This is a genomic window from Caballeronia temeraria, from assembly GCF_001544795.2.
Lineage (GTDB): Bacteria > Pseudomonadota > Gammaproteobacteria > Burkholderiales > Burkholderiaceae > Caballeronia > Caballeronia temeraria.
Genome location: NZ_FCOI02000045.1, coordinates 1 through 19,075 on the forward strand (window position 1 = coordinate 1; position 19,075 = coordinate 19,075).

General features: G+C 58.6%; 14 protein-coding genes and 2 pseudogenes. 12 read left to right on the plus strand and 4 right to left on the minus strand.

Annotated features, from left to right (window positions below; translation table 11 throughout):
* Positions 1–187 precede the first annotated feature (187 nt).
* A complete protein-coding gene (locus tag AWB76_RS34910) occupies positions 188–832 on the plus strand; it encodes a tyrosine-type recombinase/integrase (RefSeq protein WP_244173601.1) in 645 nt (214 codons plus the stop codon).
* A 112-nt stretch (positions 833–944) separates the two neighbouring features.
* Here AWB76_RS34910 and AWB76_RS34915 read toward each other — a convergent pair whose 3' ends face one another.
* The 3 genes from AWB76_RS34915 to AWB76_RS34930 form a co-directional block, all read right to left on the minus strand.
* Positions 945–1,406, minus strand: a complete 462-nt coding sequence (locus AWB76_RS34915; protein WP_061164659.1) for a hypothetical protein — start codon at positions 1,404–1,406, stop codon at positions 945–947.
* An 888-nt stretch (positions 1,407–2,294) separates the two neighbouring features.
* On the minus strand, positions 2,295–3,023 hold the full coding sequence (locus AWB76_RS34920) for a GlcG/HbpS family heme-binding protein (protein ID WP_061164660.1): 729 nt from the start codon (positions 3,021–3,023) through the stop codon (positions 2,295–2,297).
* A gap of 1,297 nt (positions 3,024–4,320) precedes the next feature.
* On the minus strand, positions 4,321–4,677 hold the full coding sequence (locus AWB76_RS34930; protein ID WP_061164662.1) for a hypothetical protein: 357 nt from the start codon (positions 4,675–4,677) through the stop codon (positions 4,321–4,323).
* A 303-nt stretch (positions 4,678–4,980) separates the two neighbouring features.
* Between AWB76_RS34930 and AWB76_RS34935 the strand changes: the two genes are divergently transcribed.
* From AWB76_RS34935 to AWB76_RS34960, 6 genes and pseudogenes are all read left to right on the plus strand, one after another.
* Positions 4,981–5,223, plus strand: a complete 243-nt coding sequence (locus AWB76_RS34935) for a hypothetical protein (protein ID WP_157696275.1) — start codon at positions 4,981–4,983, stop codon at positions 5,221–5,223.
* A gap of 711 nt (positions 5,224–5,934) precedes the next feature.
* Positions 5,935–6,336 carry an ester cyclase gene (locus tag AWB76_RS34940; protein ID WP_061164664.1) on the plus strand — a complete coding sequence of 134 codons (402 nt, stop codon included), beginning with the start codon at positions 5,935–5,937 and terminating at the stop codon, positions 6,334–6,336.
* Positions 6,337–7,009: 673 nt separating this feature from the next.
* The gene (locus tag AWB76_RS34945) at positions 7,010–7,789 is read left to right on the plus strand and encodes an IclR family transcriptional regulator (RefSeq protein ID WP_061164665.1); all 780 of its coding nucleotides are present in this window, start codon (positions 7,010–7,012) and stop codon (positions 7,787–7,789) included.
* A gap of 506 nt (positions 7,790–8,295) precedes the next feature.
* Entirely contained in the window at positions 8,296–9,801 is a 1,506-nt protein-coding gene (locus AWB76_RS34950) for an MFS transporter (protein ID WP_157696276.1), read from the plus strand.
* 632 nt (positions 9,802–10,433) lie between these two features.
* A pseudogene (locus AWB76_RS34955) lies at positions 10,434–11,189 on the plus strand (aldo/keto reductase); the annotation flags it as partial.
* A 231-nt stretch (positions 11,190–11,420) separates the two neighbouring features.
* Positions 11,421–11,972 (plus strand): hypothetical protein, encoded by a 552-nt coding sequence (locus AWB76_RS34960; RefSeq protein WP_061164669.1) that lies wholly within the window; start codon positions 11,421–11,423, stop codon positions 11,970–11,972.
* A 541-nt stretch (positions 11,973–12,513) separates the two neighbouring features.
* Here AWB76_RS34960 and AWB76_RS34965 read toward each other — a convergent pair.
* Positions 12,514–13,465 (minus strand): annotated as a pseudogene (locus tag AWB76_RS34965) (ketopantoate reductase family protein).
* Positions 13,466–13,983: 518 nt separating this feature from the next.
* On the opposite strand from AWB76_RS34965, the gene AWB76_RS34970 reads away from it, so the two are divergent.
* The 5 genes from AWB76_RS34970 (at position 13,984) to AWB76_RS34990 (ending at position 19,038) form a co-directional block, all read left to right on the plus strand.
* Entirely contained in the window at positions 13,984–14,820 is an 837-nt protein-coding gene (locus AWB76_RS34970) for a shikimate dehydrogenase family protein (RefSeq protein WP_063936427.1), read from the plus strand.
* Positions 14,821–14,881: 61 nt separating this feature from the next.
* Positions 14,882–15,487 carry a nuclear transport factor 2 family protein gene (locus AWB76_RS34975; protein WP_061164671.1) on the plus strand — a complete coding sequence of 202 codons (606 nt, stop codon included), beginning with the start codon at positions 14,882–14,884 and terminating at the stop codon, positions 15,485–15,487.
* A gap of 4 nt (positions 15,488–15,491) precedes the next feature.
* On the plus strand, positions 15,492–16,580 hold the full coding sequence (locus AWB76_RS34980) for a maleylacetate reductase (RefSeq protein WP_061164672.1): 1,089 nt from the start codon (positions 15,492–15,494) through the stop codon (positions 16,578–16,580).
* A complete protein-coding gene (locus AWB76_RS34985) occupies positions 16,573–17,487 on the plus strand; it encodes an intradiol ring-cleavage dioxygenase (protein WP_061164673.1) in 915 nt (304 codons plus the stop codon). Before AWB76_RS34980 ends, AWB76_RS34985 begins: the two co-directional genes overlap by 8 nt.
* 120 nt (positions 17,488–17,607) lie before the next feature.
* Positions 17,608–19,038, plus strand: coding sequence for an MFS transporter (locus AWB76_RS34990; RefSeq protein WP_061164674.1), 1,431 nt, complete (start codon positions 17,608–17,610; stop codon positions 19,036–19,038).
* Positions 19,039–19,075 lie beyond the last annotated feature (37 nt).

The following is a 19,075-nucleotide window of genomic DNA, read 5'->3' on the forward strand; positions in this document are numbered from 1 at the left end:
CGAAACGCAGTGTCGTTTCCGTATCCTGCATCGGCCAGTACGACGCCGTCCGGTGCACCGCTTTGCCGGGCCTCGCGGGGCGGACCACATCGATGGATTCTTCGCCGAACTGGCGTAGGACTGCGCTCCCGGCACGACGACACGCCTGCGCTATCGAAAGCTCATCGACCGGTTCACGCGTCAGCTCGTGAACATCGAATTGCGCGGTGACAATCCGGCGGCACAGATGTTGGTCAATGAGAGCTGGCCACAAGACGAGCCGACGCCGATCTATTTCTCATCGGAAGACGATGCACGGCTACAAGCGGTGTGCGTTGCAACCGAGGGCGCGGCGTTCAAGGAACTGCGAAACACGGCGATCGTGGCGCTATTTCTCGCGTCAGGGGTCACGGCCGCCGAACTCAAGCAGTTGCGCGTCGACGACCTCGATGTGCATGGCGAGCGCCCCACTGTCTTCGTTGACAAGCATGGACCTCGCATTGCACGGCGGGTGCCAATCGAATCTTTCGCGGTCGACGTGCTGCGCGAATATCGTGAGGCGCGCAGCCGCATCCAGGCCCCGACGCAATGGCTTTTCATAGCCACTGCGGGCGGCAAGCCGATGCTGCCGGATACGATGCTGAAATGTGTCCGCGTAGCGCTACGCCGCGCTGACCTGTCGGCGGCCGACGAGAGTCCACACTTGCTCAGAAACACGTTCGGTCGTCGGCTGATCATCGCCGGCAAAACCAATGAGCAAGTGAGCAATCTTATGGGCCTGTCGAGCCATCGCACTGCGACTCGCCTTCGCCAAACTCTCATACTGAGCGAGGCGTCCGACGCACAAGCCTAGTGCCTTGCGGGCCGGCCTCGGCCACAATCGGGGATCGGACGCCGCGACGCGCTTGCCCCCTGTCACCTGGTCCGAGCAGGACCAGTACGTTGATCGGAGTACCGTCGTCGCGTCATCGCTTGCCAGATGCTTTGTCACGGTCTTCCTGCGAGCCTAAACGACCGTTCGACTCCGCGCGTCGAGCCGGCGCACGCGTCACGCTGGAACCACCCTTGAGCCATCTATCAACGGCTATATAGCGGGCCGATGAGAACTCGACCATTTTCTCGACCGCTTTCGCCGTCTGTATTTGTTGCGCGATTTCGGGAGGAATTTCGCCACAGGCAATTAACACGCCCTTTCCGCTGATTGCCTGCTCTATCGTCTTCCCACGAAAGGAAAGACGTACGCGAAACGACGGCTGCTCATCTGCGTCTGGCGAATATGCAACATCAAGCGTCGAGTCCGCAAAGTCGGTCCACAATTCGGCGAGTCCAGGGTGCTCACTGCCCGTCAACTCCGATGCACGGTCGAACCCATCATTCACGTTGGTTATGCACCGTCTGTCAGGGTCAATCAGGTAGCACAGAAACATGTTACCTCCTGCAGTTGGAGGCCCTCTCCGAAAGCCAGCTTCGAGTTAATGACTTTGGTCGAATGGCTTGCTGCCCGGCCAAAGAACCGAGCCACGGTGTTGGGAGGCGCGGTACAGCGCGCCGTAGTGCTGACCGCCGCTTTAAGGATAGGAGCAAAAAAGAGCCCTGAGCGCGGCTTTTGCGTTCGTCAGACCAAAATTGGGATAGGAGCCGAAGCGCAGACTCGTGGACGGAGCGCGGCTAAGGGGCGAGCCGTCCGGCTCATTCCGGCCATGAAGCGTCATTCGCTTGTACCGCGCAGCGGACATTCAGGCGTCGCGTCCACTGGGATACCGCCCTTTCAAATTTGGCAGCGCGAACGCCAACTGCAAGTCGCGAGCGTCCGCATGACTGTCCGTTGCCGAATCTAAACAATTGAGGGAGATGGATGTCGACCGGCGTCACAGCCGGCGGGATGTTCGCTGAAGGCTACGACGGCGACGGCTGCCGAGGTGCTGGTCCTGACACGAAACTTGGCTCGCACGGGGTATCAAATCGTGGTCGACGGCAAACCGTCCACGACATCTTCTGCTCGGGCATGACGACCGCATCTCGGTCGTCATGATGGGCAGCGCGATAAAGTTCGACGAATTCGAAGGGCGTAAGTCTGGCCCCGGAGGTGAGCGACCAGTCCGTGCAGTATGCACGCCCGCGGGTGTGCGTTCTTGAGCGTGAGGCACGGCGTCGGCGGCTTTGTCGGCGGTTTGCCGGTGCTGTTCGAACGTCGGCCATTTATCTTCGAGCGGTCGATGGTAATTCCCGGCGAGGAGACACGCCTCGCATTCCTGACGCCATCAAAGCCCTCGCGGCTGGCAATCCGATGGCGGTCTATCGCCGACGCCGCGTCCCTAGTTGCCCTCGATCTGGCTCGCACTCAGATCAGTCGGCAGGCAGTGCGGATGCTCGAAGCCCATCGGCGATGCGCCCGTCGAATACAGGATGTTGTCGGTATTGTTCGGGCCCACTCCTTTGGGCACCGCGCCGAGTCCCGCGAGCTTACGCATGCGATAGGCGATTGCGTGATCGGCGCACGCGGAGTCGCCGCTCACGCCCAAGCCGCCGATAACTCTCCCGCCTGCATAGAGCGCGACGCCACCGCCGAAGGTGATCACGCCGCCGAGCACGCGGCCGATGCCGGTTCCCTGCTCAAGAAAGCGCGGGTCGAACGGATTCGAATTGTTCAGGCCATAGAGCGAGCCCCCCGGCTGCGTCGCTCCGTAAAGATTAGCAGTCGAAAGGGCGAGACCATCGTTGCTGAAGCCGTTCGCCGTATAGGCCTTTGCGATCGCGATCGCGCGGCTTCCCGGCCACGCATCGCCGGTCTTGATCACCGAGCATAGATGCCCGTGCCTGTCCACGATGGCCGCCCACATGCGGTTCGGCGTGAAGATGCCGCCATTGCCGCTCTGCACGACGGTAGCCAACTGCTTCTCTACAAGGGAAATCGTTCCCTGCGGGAGCATGCAGCGCCCGGTCGGGCCGTCGTCGTTGTCGTTGGCATGCGCAGGCGCCGACAGCGCAGCGGTCAGAAGTGCTGGAACGACGGGAAGCAATAAACGACGATCGCTGATGAGCATGGTAATTCTCCCAACGAAAGGAGGCCGGGCTCGAACCGCCTCCGGAATACGGACGGACCTACAGAATCACGAACTGGCAAGTTTAATTAACTTAGGAATGCAAAGCACGGGCGCCGGAGATAAGTGTTTTTGGTGTCTGTTCAATCGTGTGTGAGCGGAGATAGAGCCATTATCTCAGTGGGTTTATGACGGTCGAGAAATCAAATGATGATTTAGTCTTTCGCCAGCATTACGTTCGATTGCTGCGTGCAGCCAGGTAGCGAAGGGAAGTGTAGGCAATCTTTTGGAAAAAGGGTAAGCATGAAAGTGTGCGCGCACATGCGTCAGGGAAGTGCAGCGGAACACATCCCACGGATCGGCCGACATTCGAGACGACAGTAGCACCCGGTATCGGAGTCGCGGGTTCGTCGCACGGGCGCGTCGATTCATTGCTGTAGCTCTCGCTTTGTCTTCGCCTATCGTAAAAAGTGGCGGAGATCAAACACGTTTCGATGTCGCCTGTTCAAGCTGCCTTCGGAGTATGCAGACCACATTGGAAGACTCTAGGGCGGTCATATTGGAAGTCGCCGACTCGACTTTCGGCTCGACTTTCCGTCGCGTCGGCGTCTTCTTGGATCGGCGCTTTCACGATGAAGAGATACGATAGTACGGCCATGAGGGCCAAGATGGCGCTCGCGATCGGGGCCAAGAAGAACACGTAAGTGTGATGGTCCACGATGCCCGTCAAGCGCGGCGCCGCAGAGCCCGCGAGAAAGCCACCGCCATGCACGCAGAGACGGTAGGCGGCAGTGGCCGTAGTAGCCACGCACACGAACGGACATAGTCGATCGGGACGATAGAATGAACGGTGATGCCGGCCTTCGACCAGCCTGCAACGTCGCGCAGTTCAAGGACCGCTTTACCTCTCAGATGGAGCACAACGGGCGGGACAAGTGCCGAGCGACTGAAGAGATGTCGACTACTGCCCGATGCGGCCGATTTATGGTCGGCCAGCCCGCCGATTGACATCGGGCGCCGGATCCTATGTCATGCGAAACGCTATTTGAGAAAGACCTAGTATTTCGGGGAAGCAGCCAACGGCTCGGCATGCAGGCAACATCGTCTGCTGGCAGGCATGTTTAGATATCACATGTCGCAAGGACGCTACCTTCGTGAGCAGGTCCCGTAGAAACCCTTCACGGAAAGCCCTGAGGTTTGAGTTATCGGCTTCCGGCGCAATGAAGAATCGGCCGAAAAATTTGTAGCGAGTGCCGCGGCCCGCTGGTTCGGGCGGCTGCAGAAAAGGATCGAATCGGGGTTACTTCTTGGGGGGCGGCGCTCCAGGGATCGCGTTGACGCGCGCGGCATTCGCAGCATTGGCGGCGTTCGCCGCGTTAATCGCGTCCATGTTGTACCTCGGGGCGGCGTTGTAGTTCGGAGCGGCGTTGGCACCCGGGTTCTGGGTCTGCGTGTTGGACAGGTTGTTGCCCGGCGCGGTGTTCGGCTGCTGCAGCGGCTTCGGCTGAAACGTCTGATTGATGACGCCCATCTGGCCCAGCTTCTTCGCGGCCTGGCCGCCGGCGCTGGCAGCAGTGGCGAAGCACAGGCCGGCGGCGCCAGCGATCAGCGCAATCTGCATGATGCGACGCTGCGCGCGATTGCGGTCTTTCTTCATGACGGCCTCCTGGTCCGATGCCCGTCGCGCGAATGCGCAGCCGAGAGTCCTATTTTGCGCAAGGACGATACCCGCGTGGAGGAGGGTTTTTGCCTAGGTCTGAGTGAATCCAGTCTGCGGCATACCGCACGACAACACGCTCAAGCTGACGGCTCCGGTTGTGATGTGGCGACCAACCAAACGATTGCAGATCACATGCTTTGAGGTGCGCAGGTCGTCGCACGGTGCCTTATCGAAGGGCTCCAATACCGTCGACGCCCACCGCGGCTGGCGAACTGCTGAAACGAGCCATCCGGCGATGTCTTGTCTTCGCACGCCAGCAGCGTTTGCGCGACGGGCACCTTGGGCATGACTTCGCGCGTGCTGAGCAACTATCAACTACTCGTTGAATCGCTGCGAGGGCCGCAACTGGGAAACACAGAAGGTCAGCGCGCGCGCCTGGAGGTGTCGTGCAAGTCGGACCTGGCCGGCGCAGCTGGTGACGAAAAGATTATTATTCAAACTGTGTTCATGCAATTCCTGTTTTTGGTTCAGCTTTCCTTTTAGGTGCTCTTTTCACATTTGTTGGGCGGCGCTACGTGAAAACAAGCGGATCAGGGTCTAACGAGATTGGTGATCAACAGAAAGCTGATAACAATGTCAGCTCACCGGTAGGCTTGACGAATCGCTGATGTCGGTCGTGTCCGGCAGTTCGGGCCACGGTCGCTGCGGAAAAACGGCGCTCGAAATGTGATCTTCGGCAACCGGCCACAAACGGCCGTTCGACAAGATGCCGAGAATCGTAGATCGTCAACTCTTGAACTTCGCAGAGTCAGCTACCCGATGCGATGGAACTCGAAATCACTTTGCGAACTGCTCCGGCCGCTGACGAGTGCTTTTTGCTGCGATTTGGCAAGCCTACGACGACTAAATCAGCTCGAAACAGGGAACGCTGGTTTGCGCCGCCTAATGGCGCAGACAGCGCATGCTGAAGGGGCCGTCTCGTTGAGCGTCATGCGCAAGAATCCAGCGCGTCGCCTCTACGTTCTGCGACCGGGCTTTCAATGTGTCGGCGCGACGCCCACTGAAGTGAAAATACTATGGCGCCCATCAATGGTCGCGTCAATCATGACTTTGCCAAGGTAACGACGCGCTTTTCCATCCCTCGGGGCCGGGCGTTCGACGCATCAGGCATGCAAGGGCCTATTGGGAACATTCGACATCGTGAGGCGAATCGCTGACAATCAGTCGGTCCGCCAACCCGCGAGGAACCTCGAAATGGCAGAAGTGAATCTTCCGAAAGTGTACCGAGATTATATTGCCTGTCTGAACGCGCAGGACTGGTCGAAGCTCGGACGTTTTGTCAGCGATGACGTGAGATACAACCGGAAAACGATCAGCTTATCAGGCTATCGCGAGATGCTTGAACGAGATTTTCGCGAGATTCCGGACTTGTTCTTCGAGATTGAGCTTCTCGTTTGCGAGCCGCCGCACATTGCAAGCCGTTTGCATTTCGACTGTACTCCCCAGGGTGCGTTTCTCGGGCTTCCTTTGCAAGGCAAACGGGTTGCGTTCGCCGAAAACGTCTTCTATAAATTTCGCGGCGACAAGATTCAGGAAGTCTGGTCGGTCATCGACAAGGCTGCAATTGAAAAACAGCTGTTTCAACGCGCCGAATAACCGGCAGCTCTTGGTACAGGCGAACGTCCCTTGTGGGTCGTCATGGCTCGTTCGGCGCCTCCTAGGGGCCGAGTTCGACCGCAATTCATCGCGAACGGCAGCAAAGCGGGACGCTGTCGCTGCGCCGTGGCTGAACGGTGTTCGTCGGGCAAGGACGAAGACGTGCCGTCAAGGTTGAGGCTCGCTGCAACGGGGTTCATTCGATAAAAATTAGGATATCTACAACAAATCGCTAAAAACACATTTCGGCAAATGTAAACAGACCCTAGCGATTGGCTCCAGTGACCACTGCGGGAGTGTCAGAGCGTTTTGCGCAACGACGGCGTTGCGGCGGTCCTGCGCGTTCGGGGGTTCTCGTGTTCTCCGTCGGTTAATCGCCCAGCCAGTCTTGAGCTTGTCGCCCGAATAGCTGGCGAAGTCTTTTCTGTTCGTGACGAGCGCAACTGCATCTGCAGCGATCAAATTATCTAGGTGATCATTCTTGCGCTCCCGAATGGCCGTCCGCGGCGACACTTCCACGCTCGCCGCGTCCACTACGTTGGCGGTACCTTTCAAAACACACTTTTTCGCAGATGCCACACATCGCGATCGAGTGACCCAGCAGCGCGAGCGTTGACGGCTTGCGTCAAAATCGATACTATGTTCACATATGTGAACTATCTATGGTGTTATTATGGACTCAGAGGATGTAGGTGGCGCCGAGACGGTCAAGTCAGCGGACCGTACGCTTGATCTCTTCGAACTCCTTGCACGCTGGGGACGGGAGATGTCTCACGCTGAGATTGCAGAGGAACTCGGAATCCCTAAAAGCAGTCTGACCAAGCTTCTTAAGAATCTGGCCGCAAGGAATTACATACGGTATGTCCCGTCGAGCAAAGGCTACCGTCTGGGTGACGCAGTGACCAAGCTGGCTCAACAGACGCTTCAGCTTCGTGACATCGTTACTTGCGCAGAACCGATCATCCAAGAGATCACCCAGCGGACCAAAGAGTCGTGCGCGCTAAATCAGCTCAAAGGGGATCAGGTGGAGGTGGTAGCGACAGCGATAGCCCCGCAGCGGCTCGTATCGCATCTTAAACGCGGCGACCTTGCGCCCCTGTACGCTGTGTCGGGTGGGAAGGCAATCCTCGCGTTCCTTCCTGAAGCAATGCGTGCCGAATACCTGCAACAGGTCAAGTTTGAGCGGTTTACTGCGAACACCATAACGACAAAGAAAGCGTTGTTGGCTGAGCTCGACGAGGTGCGCCGTCGAGGCGTCGCTTACTCTATGCAGGAGTACACGCCAGGCATCGTAGGTGTTGCTGTGCCAATCATTTCCAACGCCGGTTTTCCGCTCGGTTCCATCAACCTCGCTGTCCCCTCCGTTCGATACACGGACGAAGTGGCGCCCAAGCTCGTCGCTGTTCTGCAATCCGCAGCCGATCAAGTACGCCGACAATATCAAACTGCTTGATGCGGTCCCCACATTAAACGCCTGAGGCGTCGAACGAGCGGCGGTTGGCGACTATAGCGAGTTTTCGCTCGTCAGGGCATCTGTTGGAGTCGCGCTTCGCGACTTCTCTCGACGTCTTCTAAACGCGCAAGCGCTGCAACGTCTACGCGTCAATCGCATGCGGTTGCGCGCTGCCCTGACCCGTTGTTGATCTTCTGGGATATTACCGAGACGTTGCCGCCAGCAGTCATCAGCATGTAGGCAGCGCCCTCCTCGACCGTGAACGCCACGGGCACGGTCAAAACCTCAAGCAGGCCGGTTGTTATCCTCCTAACTGTGTACGCCTCTCCACCGTTTAGGCACAGGCGAGCGCGTCGGGGTCGCCCCAATGACTACCCGGTGGGTGACGCGACTACCCGGTGAATGACGCACGGTGCTCCGGTTAGAGGGATAGCGCGCTGGGAGTCGTCAGCGCGAGCCAATATCTGCGAGGCGCGCTGCTTCAAAGAGGCAGAAAGGAGAACTGATTGTTCTTTCTGCTGGCCCTGTCCTATCTTCTTGACCCGGAAAGCAAGCTTGCGCCCGTAGCGCCGCTCCGACAGGCCTCGCATTTCCCTGTGGAACTCGGTGTAAACGCGAATTGCCGCAGCTCACACCCACTACTAAATTCGCATATCGGAACAGGGTGTCATATGGGAACGACTGGCGCCGGCGGGACCGAGCTTATCCTCCCACGAACTTTCACCAATCCTATGCGCAACCGCCGACAAGAAGAGAACCGCTCTGTAATGAGCCTCGGTAGTGCGAGCTTGACGCTATTGCGATCGGAAACCGGCGCCACGAGCGCGTATCGATGGTTTCTCCTTTTTCTGATCTGGATCGCGCTCCTTTTAAGCTTCATCGATAGGCTGGCGTGGGCCAATGTCGCGCCGGCAGTAAGTAGCGCGCTAGGTCTGACTACCGTCTCACTCAACATCTTCGTCTCGGCCTTCTTCGCGGGCTATGTCGTGTCAAATGTGCTTGGCGGCTTGCTCACGGATCGGGCGGGGCCGAGGATAACGCTGGTCGCAGCCCTAATTCCGTTAGGCATATCAACCTTTCTTTTCGGTTCGACAACCAACCTTGCGCTGGGGATTTTGCTTCAAGGTCTCATGGGTCTCGCAGCCGGAGCCGACTTTGCGGCATGCATCAAGCTTCTGTCATCCTGGTTTGACCGAAAACACCGGGCGAAGGCGGTCGGCATAGTCATGACATCCACGTCCATTGCAGTGGTTCTTACGAATGCTGTTATCCCGCCGCTATTGAGAGCCCACAGCTGGTCAAGCGTGTATCACGCGCTAGGCATCATTACTGCCGTGTTCGGCGCGCTTTGTCTCATTCTCGTGCGAGAGGCACCGGTTCAGGAAGAGAAAGGTCTGGTTCCGAATCCCATTCCAATGTCGAAAGGTGTAAGAGCGCTACTGTCGAATGTGGATCTCATGCTCGTCACAATCGCGGGCTTGGGAGCCAATTGGGCAACATGGGGTTTCATTTTTTGGGCGAACGCGTTGATGCAGAAAGGCTATGGGTTCACGGCCGTACAGACCGGAGGGATTATCGCAATCTTCGGCGTCGTTGGAATGCTTTCAAAACCGGTGATTGGCACCCTCTCGGACTGGATTGGGCCGCCGCGCCAGCGTCTTGCGGCTGGCACCTTGCTCGTCTTTTGCGGAACACTGCTTTGGTTTGGAACACGACATAGTTTGACGGAATTCCAGTTTGCCGCATTTGCTGTAGGTACAGTCGCCTTCTGCTGGGGCCCGTTAGTGACTTCGATGGTGACCGAACTGGCGGGTCTTGAACTAGCAGGGTCTGCAGTCGGAATAACTAATGCGATCTTCCAGGTAGGAACAACGGCCGTACCGATAATCGTGGGCTACGCTTATGCGCAATCTGGCTCGTTCCTCGCGGCGTTTTCCGTTTTAGCGCTCGGACCTGCTGTGGCCGTTATCTGCCTGCTCTTCGTTCGGGAATCGCGCTACCGCCTAAACTGACCGCCGCCGTGCGCTCGCAGGTTGAGTCCGCGCCCGTCTGCTGCTTTGAGGCTGCAGATCGTGCCTAGATAAAACGGCTTTTCTCCATCGATCCGACAGCTCAAGGACTCGACAAGCTCATGCAAGATAGTGAAAAAAACGAAGCAAAACCCGCGCGACGAATAGTCCGCGTCGACATTCGCGCGCGTACGCGTACACATTAGCGCGCACGCTCGTCTCGCTATGGCGCCGATGAAGTCCATCGCACATGGAGAAGCACTTAACCCTTGTGGCATGGCTAAAGTTGTGAAACGAAGGGAACTGCGTCGTTTGAGTCAACTCGACTGAGTTGCCGAGTTAGAAGGCGGTCGGATCATCTAGCCGCCACAGACCATGGCCCGCGAAGTCACGCTTCGATGGGCATATTGAGAGAGGCATAAAGAAGCATGGAGAGTAAGATGCAGGCCGGTTTAGGACAAACGCGGCTGGGCCGCACGGACGTTCGTGTTCCGCCGCTAGGTATCGGTGGGGGAAGCCTGTTCAATGCGATCGGGGACGAGAAGTTCCAACAGGTCGTCAACGAGGCGTGGACCCATGGGTTGCGGTACTTCGACACTGCACCTCTCTACGCAGACGGCTGAAGCGAGAGACGTTTCGGCGCGGCGCTCGAGAGCCGTAAGCGCTCGGATTTCGTTCTGTCAAGCAAGACCGGGAGGTGGAGCGATGGCGAGCAAAACCGATTTGATTACAGCTACGGCGGGACGATGCGCTCGATTGAAGAGAGTCTCAAACGCCTGAGCACCGACTACATCGATGTGGTGTTCATCCACGATGTGATAGCCGCGTTACACGGACCTGACCTTGATAAGCGCTTTGACGAAGCAATGGATGGTGCATACATAGCGCTGCAAGAATTGAAGCGTAACGGCATCATCCGCGCGTGCGGCGTTGCGCTGCGCGAGCCGGACGTTTGCGAGCGATTTGCGCGCGCTGGCGAATTCGACTGTTTCATGCTGGCCGGGGGCCATACGTTGCTCCAACATACAGCAGCGGTAACGCTGTTGCCGTTATGCGCGTCTTCCGGCATTTCGGTCATTGTTGCTTCGCCATTCAACACAGGCATCCTCGCGACGGGTTCCGTCGAGGGTGCGCGTTACGAGTATCGCCCGGCCACCGATACCCCAGAGATACTTGAACGCGTCCGTCGGCTCGAGGTGGTCGGCCGGGCGCATGGCGTGCCGCTGGCGGCTGCGGCCTTGCAGTTCCCTCTCCGAAGCAACGCCGTAGCATCGGTCGTTGCTGGGCATCAAAGCGTGACCGAAGTCCGCCAAAATCTCGCTTGGCTGCAGCATGCTATTCCGGACGCGTATTGGGAAGACCTCAAGGCGTCGGGCTTGTTGCCGGCATGAGTGTGACCCTGGGCAGACACTGTCCGCAATTGAATGGGAGGGGTGATGAATTCTACGGCAAACGCTGTGTTAGCTATCTGGAACGACTTTGATCGAACGTTGTTGCACGAATACGAATGCTGGCACACGTTGGAGCATGTTCCAGAACGTGTTTGGGTGCCGGGTATGATTAGCGGCCGCAGATATCGAAACGTAGCTCAGGCAGGGCCCAGATATCTCACGCTATATGACATGGAAAACCTGGACGTACTTGATAGGGACGAGTACGCAGATCTGGTACACAATCCAACACCGTGGTCCGCGAGAATGCGCCAGTCGTTTCTTAGCTTCCAGCGGCAACCATGCGAGCTGTTATCAGTTATCGGCACAGGGACGGCACGCATGCTGTCGGTCTTCAATACTCGCTCCGAGGAGCCGCTGAGCCATTCTGACATCGTCGACGTGTCGCGCTCGCTTTTGGACGAACTTTCTACTGCTGAAACCGGCACTGTAAGGGTGCGTGTTGCCCGCGTGACCGAGCGAGGCCCACAGGCAATTTCGAACGCTACGCAGGCGAAAGAAGGAAACGAATATCTGTGGATGACGGAAAGTCTTGAACCCGGGTTGCCGCCGATCGGCTCAAAGTTGGATGACCTGTTTGTCGCCATGAAGCTTGCATTGGCTGTCGAGTATTCCGGGCTATACGAACTGTTATCGCAGGTAGACCACGGCTCGGTCGTAGCGGAATCAAGGCCGCCCGCGAAAATCCAATTGATGAGTCGATTTTCGTCAGGCCGGTCGTGACTGCGCACTTTTAGCACATTAGTTACCGGCTCGCTTTTGAACGAATGTCGCGCGAAACGGAAACAACCCCAGCAGCGCGATTCTAGCTTTAGGAGAACGACACGCCTCAGTCGGGTCAATGGGTCCCAGCACTCGTCGTGAGCGTTGGGGCAGATTCGTTGCGGGCGGGATCTCGGGGAGAAGCTGCCTTCGACGTCGCAACGGCGATAAACGATAGGTCTCCGCTTTCACGAATCCTTAGCCTCCGGATCAGTCCACCGGAACGGGGACGAGCGCCTCAGCGACGCAGGTGGCACGCCTGGCCAAATAAGTTCGGCCGCGCGCCCGTCCGGCAGAGGAGAGCAGGTGCGACCCTGCGTCATCTCGCTGACGCCGAAGGGCCGCGCCACAGCGAGCGCGGCTTTCAGGTCTCCGCACGTCAAGCCGATATGGGCAAGCTGGCGTTTGGGTCCCCCGACGGATCGTCATGTCAGGCCCTTTCTCGAAGGAACCGATATGCCAATGAATGTTGCTAACCCAGAGGGCGACGCGTTCGGTGCACTTATGCAGTTTTCCCCTCCTCCTTCTGACGATCCCTCGTGGCGCGTTCAATGCCCTTGATACATGCGACGAGCGTCGTGTTGACCGGTGTGGGCACGCCCAGTCGCTCGCCCCAGCGCACCACTGCGCCGTTGATAAAATCTATTTCGGTTACCGAATTCTTTTCGAGGCTCTGCAGCATCGAGGTCTTGAATTGCGCCGAGAGACCCTCAGCGGCCATGTTCCAGGCCTCCTCAGCCTGTGATGGAAAGCGTGATGCCCGCAGCAAGCGCGGTGGCCATCGCTTCTTCGACGGCAGCTAGGGAGGTGGCTTTCAGAACCGGTTCGTCGTAGAGCTTTCCGTAGGTCAGCCGCGTGACGCCGGTGAGCGCGCCCGTCGCAACGTTGACAAGCAGCTTGTCCCACATGGTGCCGAGAATGTTGTGGCTGATGGTAGTCGGAAGGCCCGCGCCATTAAAAGCGTTCGAAATCGCCCTCAAGCGCGGGGTGAGCTCGCCGTTCAGTTCGCCGATGACGGTCAGCTTGCCCTCGACGCGCGACTGGACGTGTCCGGGCGCCAACAGGACGCCTCCCACATAGGTCTTGCCAGCAAGCACCCGCTCGCGCCCGACGATCCCGCTCAGTACTTCTTCGTGGCCAAGACCGTTCTGCATCGACAGAACCAGCGTGTCGGGTCCGATTAGCGCGAGGGCGCCACGCATCGCCGAATCGGTATGGAGGGATTTGACCAGCACGACGACCAGATCGGCCGGCCCAACATCGGCGGGATTCGTAGTGGCGCGGACCTTGACATAGCGCGGACCTCGCTCGTCATCCACCTTGACGTCGTCGCGGACCATTGCCCTGACGTGCGCCGCGGACCGGTTGATGAGCCATATTTCGTGACCCCCTTCGGTAAGCGCGGCCCCGATGGTGCAGCCGAGCGCACCAGCGCCCAGGAAAACGATTTTCATAGATGTCTACCGTGTCGGTGAAGAAGTACAGCGGCCGTTCGCCCGTTTGCAGCTTGATTTGCATACGCCCATCGACGCGGCGGGCTCCGCTTTGGTCTTGCCCACGCCCTGGGGGGGGCGTGCCACCGGCATCCGCGCCGTAATACTGATATCGGCTCGCGACCGTCGCGAAAGTCGCGGACGCCATCGCCGGAATGGCAGCCGTCACAGGTCGTCCAATTTCGGCCCTGCTTTCGAACAGTCGCGCCCGTCGAAGCTGAACGAGCCAACCAATCGCCGGTGCCGCATCCAACCCGAGTTCACATGTAGGAACATGTTATTGGCTCGGTTTTCGTGCTCCAGTCGCACTAAACCTCTGCCTTAACCACATGCTCGGATGCATTGGGAAAAACCCTCGTTGTTCTTGCCAAGGAACGTGTTCATCATAGCGAACATGCACTTGGATGAACATTTATTCATCGCAGCCCGTTACACAATTTGCCGCAGACACCGCGGCCCCATGGAGAAGAAAGGTGACAATGCAGATCAACGGCGCGACCCGCGTGCTGGGCATCGTTGGACATCCCATCCAACAGGTAAGGGCGCCCGCAATATGGACTGGCCTGTTTCGTCGCAACGGCATCAATGCGATATGCATTCCGTTTCATGTCATGCCCGCTGATCTTGACCGGTTTATCGAGGGCGCAAGCGCGCTGCGCAACCTAGCCGGGGTAATTGTGACCGTGCCGCACAAGGCGATGGCGCTGAAACACGTGCAGGCGCCCACGGAGCGCGCGCGCTTAGTTCAGGCCGTCAACATGATCCGATGGCGCGAGGACGGTACTGCCACCGGCGACATCGTGGATGGCATCGGCTTTGTGCGTGGACTGGAGGCGAAGGATAAGCCTGTCGCAGGCAAGTCGGCTCTCGTGGTTGGATCTGGCGGCGCCGGGACTGCCATCGCCTTCGCACTCGCCGAAGCTGGGGCCGCAGAAATCGCAGTTAGCGATATCGATCCGCAACGCGCTGAGAGACTTGCTTCACGCCTGCGCGAGATCGGCACGACGGCACGAGTGTCTCCTGCTGTTGCGCATAGTTTCGATCTGGCCGTCAACGCGAGCCCCACAGGGATGAGAGCGGAGGATCCGTTGCCCATTAATCTGGAGAATGTCTCGGCCGCGACGATTGTGGCCGACGCGATCATGCATCCACCGGTCACGCTCCTTCTCGAACAAGCGACGCAACGCGGCTGCTTTATCCAACCAGGGGCCACGATGATGGACTATCAGCTTGCCGAAATGGCAAAGTTCTTCGGATTCGACGGTGACTACAGCCCCAAGGCGATAGAAGCGGTCGCCGGTCCCGACAACCACTGAATGAAGCGCAGTAATCAAACGCTAATTGCGCATCTTAAATAGTTGTACTTAGGAATATAAAATGGACAAGAATCTCATTGATAATCTGTTGATTCGCGACGCAGTTGAAAACTGGGCCGTATGGCGCGATGCGGGCGATTGGCAACGCTTTCGCACGGTCTGGCATGACGACGGCGTAATGATGGCAACCTGGTTCCAAGGCAGTGCGGACGACTTCATCCGCGTGAGCAAGGAAGGCTGGGATCGTGGCGTGAGCATCCTGCATTTTCTAGGCGGCACGTCGATCGATCTAGCGGGCGCGCGTGCCATCGCTCAAACCAAGATGACTATCTCGCAACGTGCGGTGGTGGACGATGTACCGTGCGACATCGTCTGCACCGGGCGATTCTATGACTTTTTCGTAAAAACCGACGACGGCTGGAAGGTCCTGCTGCGTCAGCCGATTTATGAGAAGGACCGGATTGATTCGACGGTGCCCGGCGTCGCGCCCGTGCTTGATCCGGAAATTCTCGGGCGTTTTCCCGAAGGCTATCGTCATCTCGCATATGCGCAGACGAAGATCGGCTACACCGTCAAGCGCAATATGCCCGGCCTAAAAGGTCCTGAAGTAGAGGCGCTTTATACCAAGGGCCGTGCATGGCTCGCTGGCGGACCCATCGGACGTTAAGCCCATGCCTGATCGATTCGTCTATCAGGGCGCCTGTGCGCGCGTCGTGTTCGGCGCAGGCAGTCTCGACGCGCTGGCGGCAGAGCTCGGTCGGTTGGGCTGTTCGCGCGCACTGGTTCTCTCCACACGCGGCCAACAGGCCGAAGCCGAAGCGCTGGCGAGCGAGCTCGGCTTACTCTGCGCTGGCGTGTTCGCCGATGCAACCATGCACACGCCACTCGCCGTCACTCAACGTGCGCTGGCCTATGCACACGAGCTGCATGCGGATTGTACCGTGGCGTTCGGCGGCGGATCGACCATCGGGCTGGGCAAGGCGCTGGCGATTCGCACGGGCATGAAGCAGATCGCCATTCCGACGACCTATGCCGGCTCCGAGGTCACGCCGATTCTGGGGGAAACGGTCGAGGGCAACAAGACCACTCAACGCGATCCGGCCATTCAGCCTCAGGTCGTTATTTACGATGTCGACCTGACCCTGTCGCTGCCGGTATCGCTCAGCGCGACGAGCGGCCTGAATGCGATGGCGCATGCGGTCGAAGCACTTTATGCCCGCGATGCCAATCCAATCATCTCGTTGATGGCCGAAGAAGGCATCGCCGCACTGTCGCGCAGTCTTCCGAAGATCGTCTCCGAACCCGGGGACCGGGATGCGCGCTCGGACGCGCTCTACGGCGCGTGGCTTGCCGGCACCTGTCTGGGATCGGTCGGCATGGCGCTCCACCACAAGATCTGTCACGTACTCGGCGGCATCTTTGATCTGCCTCACGCCGAAATGCATGCCGTGATCCTGGCTCATGTCGTCGCCTTCAACTGCACCGCCGCGCCGCAGGCCATGACCAGAATCGCCCGCGCGCTTCATGCGAGCGACCCTGCACTGGGGATCGACGCGCTCGCCCGCAGACTCGGCGCGCCCCGCTCGCTCGCGGAACTGGGCATGCCGGAAGCGGGCATCGATATCGCTGCGGAACACGTGACGCACACCCCCTACTGGAACCCGCGCCCCGTCGAGCGCGAGGCTGTCCGGTCGCTCATTGCCGATGCCTTTCACGGTCGCGTGCCCCGCCACGAACAGAACGGAACTTCACATGCGTAACGTCGATGACCGCAGCATTACCGCAGCTGTGATCGAACAGCTCGCCCGATGCGCGTCGCCGCGCGTCCGGCAAATAGGCGAATCGCTCGTGCGCCACTTGCACGATTTTGTTCGCGACGTCGAGCCGACACAAGAAGAATGGTCCGCCGCTATTTCATTTCTGACCGAGACCGGGAAGATGTGCTCGGCTACGCGGCAGGAATTTATTCTGCTGTCGGACACGCTCGGCGTTTCTATGCTGGTCGATGCCATTAATCACCGTCTGCCGCAGCGCGCGACCCAGACCACCGTGCTCGGCCCGTTTTACGTCGAGCGACCGCCCGAACGCGCGCTCGGTGACCTGATCGACACACGTGAAGGTCCAGCGCTCTTTTGTGAGGGCACGGTCAGCGATGTCAACGGCAAGCCGATTGCGGGCGCCGTGGTAGACACCTGGCATTCCGATGCGGAGGGGTTTTACGACGTACAGGGCAAGGACGGTCTATCCGCGCTGACAGGCCGCGCGCGTTTCAGGACGGACGAAAACGGCCGCTACTGGTTCCGCACCGTCCTTCCGGCCTTCTATCCCATTCCGCACGACGGACCGGTCGGCCGCATGCTCGACGCCCAAGGGCGGCATCCATTTCGCCCGGCGCACGTGCATTTCATCATCGAGGCACCAGGGTATGAGCCTTTGGTCACGCATGTTTTTCTCGCCGGCGACCCATACCTCGATTCGGATGTCGTGTTCGGCGTAAAGGATTCCCTGATCACTCGAGTTACCCGACACGAACGCGGAAAGACGCCCGGAGGACACGCGGTCGAACAGCCGACCAACCTGTTGCATTTCGATTTCAGGCTTGCCGACCAGCAAGACGGTCGGTTACGCCGATCCTCCGAGTCTTCCGAACATCCGGCGTCAGCTTGACCCGTCTCAACGTGCGCAGCCGAGCGCGCCCGAAAACGCGCAAGACCGCTTAGAGGCAGTTCCAAAGGAAGCTCCGCGAGCGCACGGCGCCACAAAAAATCAACGATTCTGGAGACTGTTATGGCAAAGAGTATCGGTCGTGAAACCCACGGGACGCGCCAGACGAGAAAAGCTACCGCGAGCGGCTGGATCGGGTCCACCCTTGAATACTACGATTTCTTCATCTACGCACAGGCTGCATCGCTAATCTTCCCGCAGATTTTCTTCCCTGGCGGCAATCCGACGATGGCCATCGTTGCTTCGCTCGGGACCTATGGTGTCGGTTATGTGGCGCGACCAATAGGTGCATTCGTACTTGGTCACTGGGGGGACACGCACGGTCGCAAGAACGTCTTAGTTCTGTGTATGTTTCTCATGGGCCTCTCGACGATGGCAGTCGGCCTTTTGCCAACGTATGAGCAGGTCGGCATGCTCGCACCCGTGCTTCTGGTTGCCTTGCGCCTCGTCCAGGGATTCGCCGTCGCCGGTGAGATTACGGGTGCAAGTTCAATGATCCTCGAACATGCACCGTTCGGTCGCCGCGGTTTCTACGCGAGCTTCACCTTACAGGGCGTGCAGGCGGGACAAATCTTCGCAGCCGCTGTTTTCCTTCCGCTTGCGTATTTCATGCCTGAAAGCGCATTTGTCGCTTGGGGCTGGCGCATACCGTTCCTGCTCAGCGTATTCGTGTTGATCGCAGGTTATTTTATTCGCCGCGAAGTCACCGAGTCGCCCGCATTCGTTAAGGAAGAATCCGCCGGACAACGTCCGAGCGCGCCTATCCTTGAAGCGATTCGCCACGGTTGGAAGGACATGATTCGCATTGCATGTGTTGCCCTCGTGAATGTCATTGCAGTGGTTACCGCGATCTTCGGTGCCGCGTATGCAGTGCAGCCTTCTTACGGAATCGGCTTTCACAAGAGCGTCTTCCTCTGGATTCCGGTCCTGGGCAACATCCTGGCGGTAATCGTAATCCCCTTCTTCGGAAATCTCTCAGACAAGATTGGACGCAGACCACCAATCATCGCCGGTGCATTGTGCGCGGGCGCCCTCTCGTATTTCTATCTCTATGCCATCAGCATCGGTAGCGTGCCTCTCGCAATCGGTGCATCCATGTTGATGTGGGGCATCGTCTATCAAGGCTATAACGCGGTGTTCCCGAGCTTCATGCCAGAACTTTTCCCTACGCGCTCGCGGGTTTCCGCGATGGCTATCGGACAAAATATCGGCACGACGATCACCGCGCTGCTGCCTGCGCTCTTTACATTCATCGCGCCACCTGGTTCGCACAACATCCCTCTGACCATTGGCACGCTCACCTTCGGCATTTGTGTGATCGCAGCGCTCGGTGCGTGGACTGCTCGTGAAACGTATCGCGTTCCGATGGGCGAACTGGGAAATCCGCAAGCAGTGCCGATCGATGAGGCCGAATACGTGAAACTGCGCGAGAAGGTTCTTGAAGAAGAACGATCCACCAAGGCCACACCGGCCGGACACGAAAAGTTTAACTGAACAACCGCGCTTGATGCCGTGACACACAGTCACGCAC

Bases quoted from the DNA above. Each gene is read 5' to 3' on its own strand.
- AWB76_RS34915 (WP_061164659.1), bottom strand. From the start codon at position 1,406: ATGTTTCTGTGCTACCTGATTGACCCTGACAGACGGTGCATAACCAAC.
- AWB76_RS34920 (WP_061164660.1), bottom strand. From the start codon at position 3,023: ATGCTCATCAGCGATCGTCGTTTATTGCTTCCCGTCGTTCCAGCACTT.
- AWB76_RS34930 (WP_061164662.1), bottom strand. From the start codon at position 4,677: ATGAAGAAAGACCGCAATCGCGCGCAGCGTCGCATCATGCAGATTGCG.
- AWB76_RS34940 (WP_061164664.1), top strand. From the start codon at position 5,935: ATGGCAGAAGTGAATCTTCCGAAAGTGTACCGAGATTATATTGCCTGT.
- AWB76_RS34945 (WP_061164665.1), top strand. From the start codon at position 7,010: ATGGACTCAGAGGATGTAGGTGGCGCCGAGACGGTCAAGTCAGCGGAC.
- AWB76_RS34960 (WP_061164669.1), top strand. From the start codon at position 11,421: ATGGAAAACCTGGACGTACTTGATAGGGACGAGTACGCAGATCTGGTA.
- AWB76_RS34970 (WP_063936427.1), top strand. From the start codon at position 13,984: ATGCAGATCAACGGCGCGACCCGCGTGCTGGGCATCGTTGGACATCCC.
- AWB76_RS34975 (WP_061164671.1), top strand. From the start codon at position 14,882: ATGGACAAGAATCTCATTGATAATCTGTTGATTCGCGACGCAGTTGAA.
- AWB76_RS34980 (WP_061164672.1), top strand. From the start codon at position 15,492: ATGCCTGATCGATTCGTCTATCAGGGCGCCTGTGCGCGCGTCGTGTTC.
- AWB76_RS34985 (WP_061164673.1), top strand. From the start codon at position 16,573: ATGCGTAACGTCGATGACCGCAGCATTACCGCAGCTGTGATCGAACAG.
- AWB76_RS34990 (WP_061164674.1), top strand. From the start codon at position 17,608: ATGGCAAAGAGTATCGGTCGTGAAACCCACGGGACGCGCCAGACGAGA.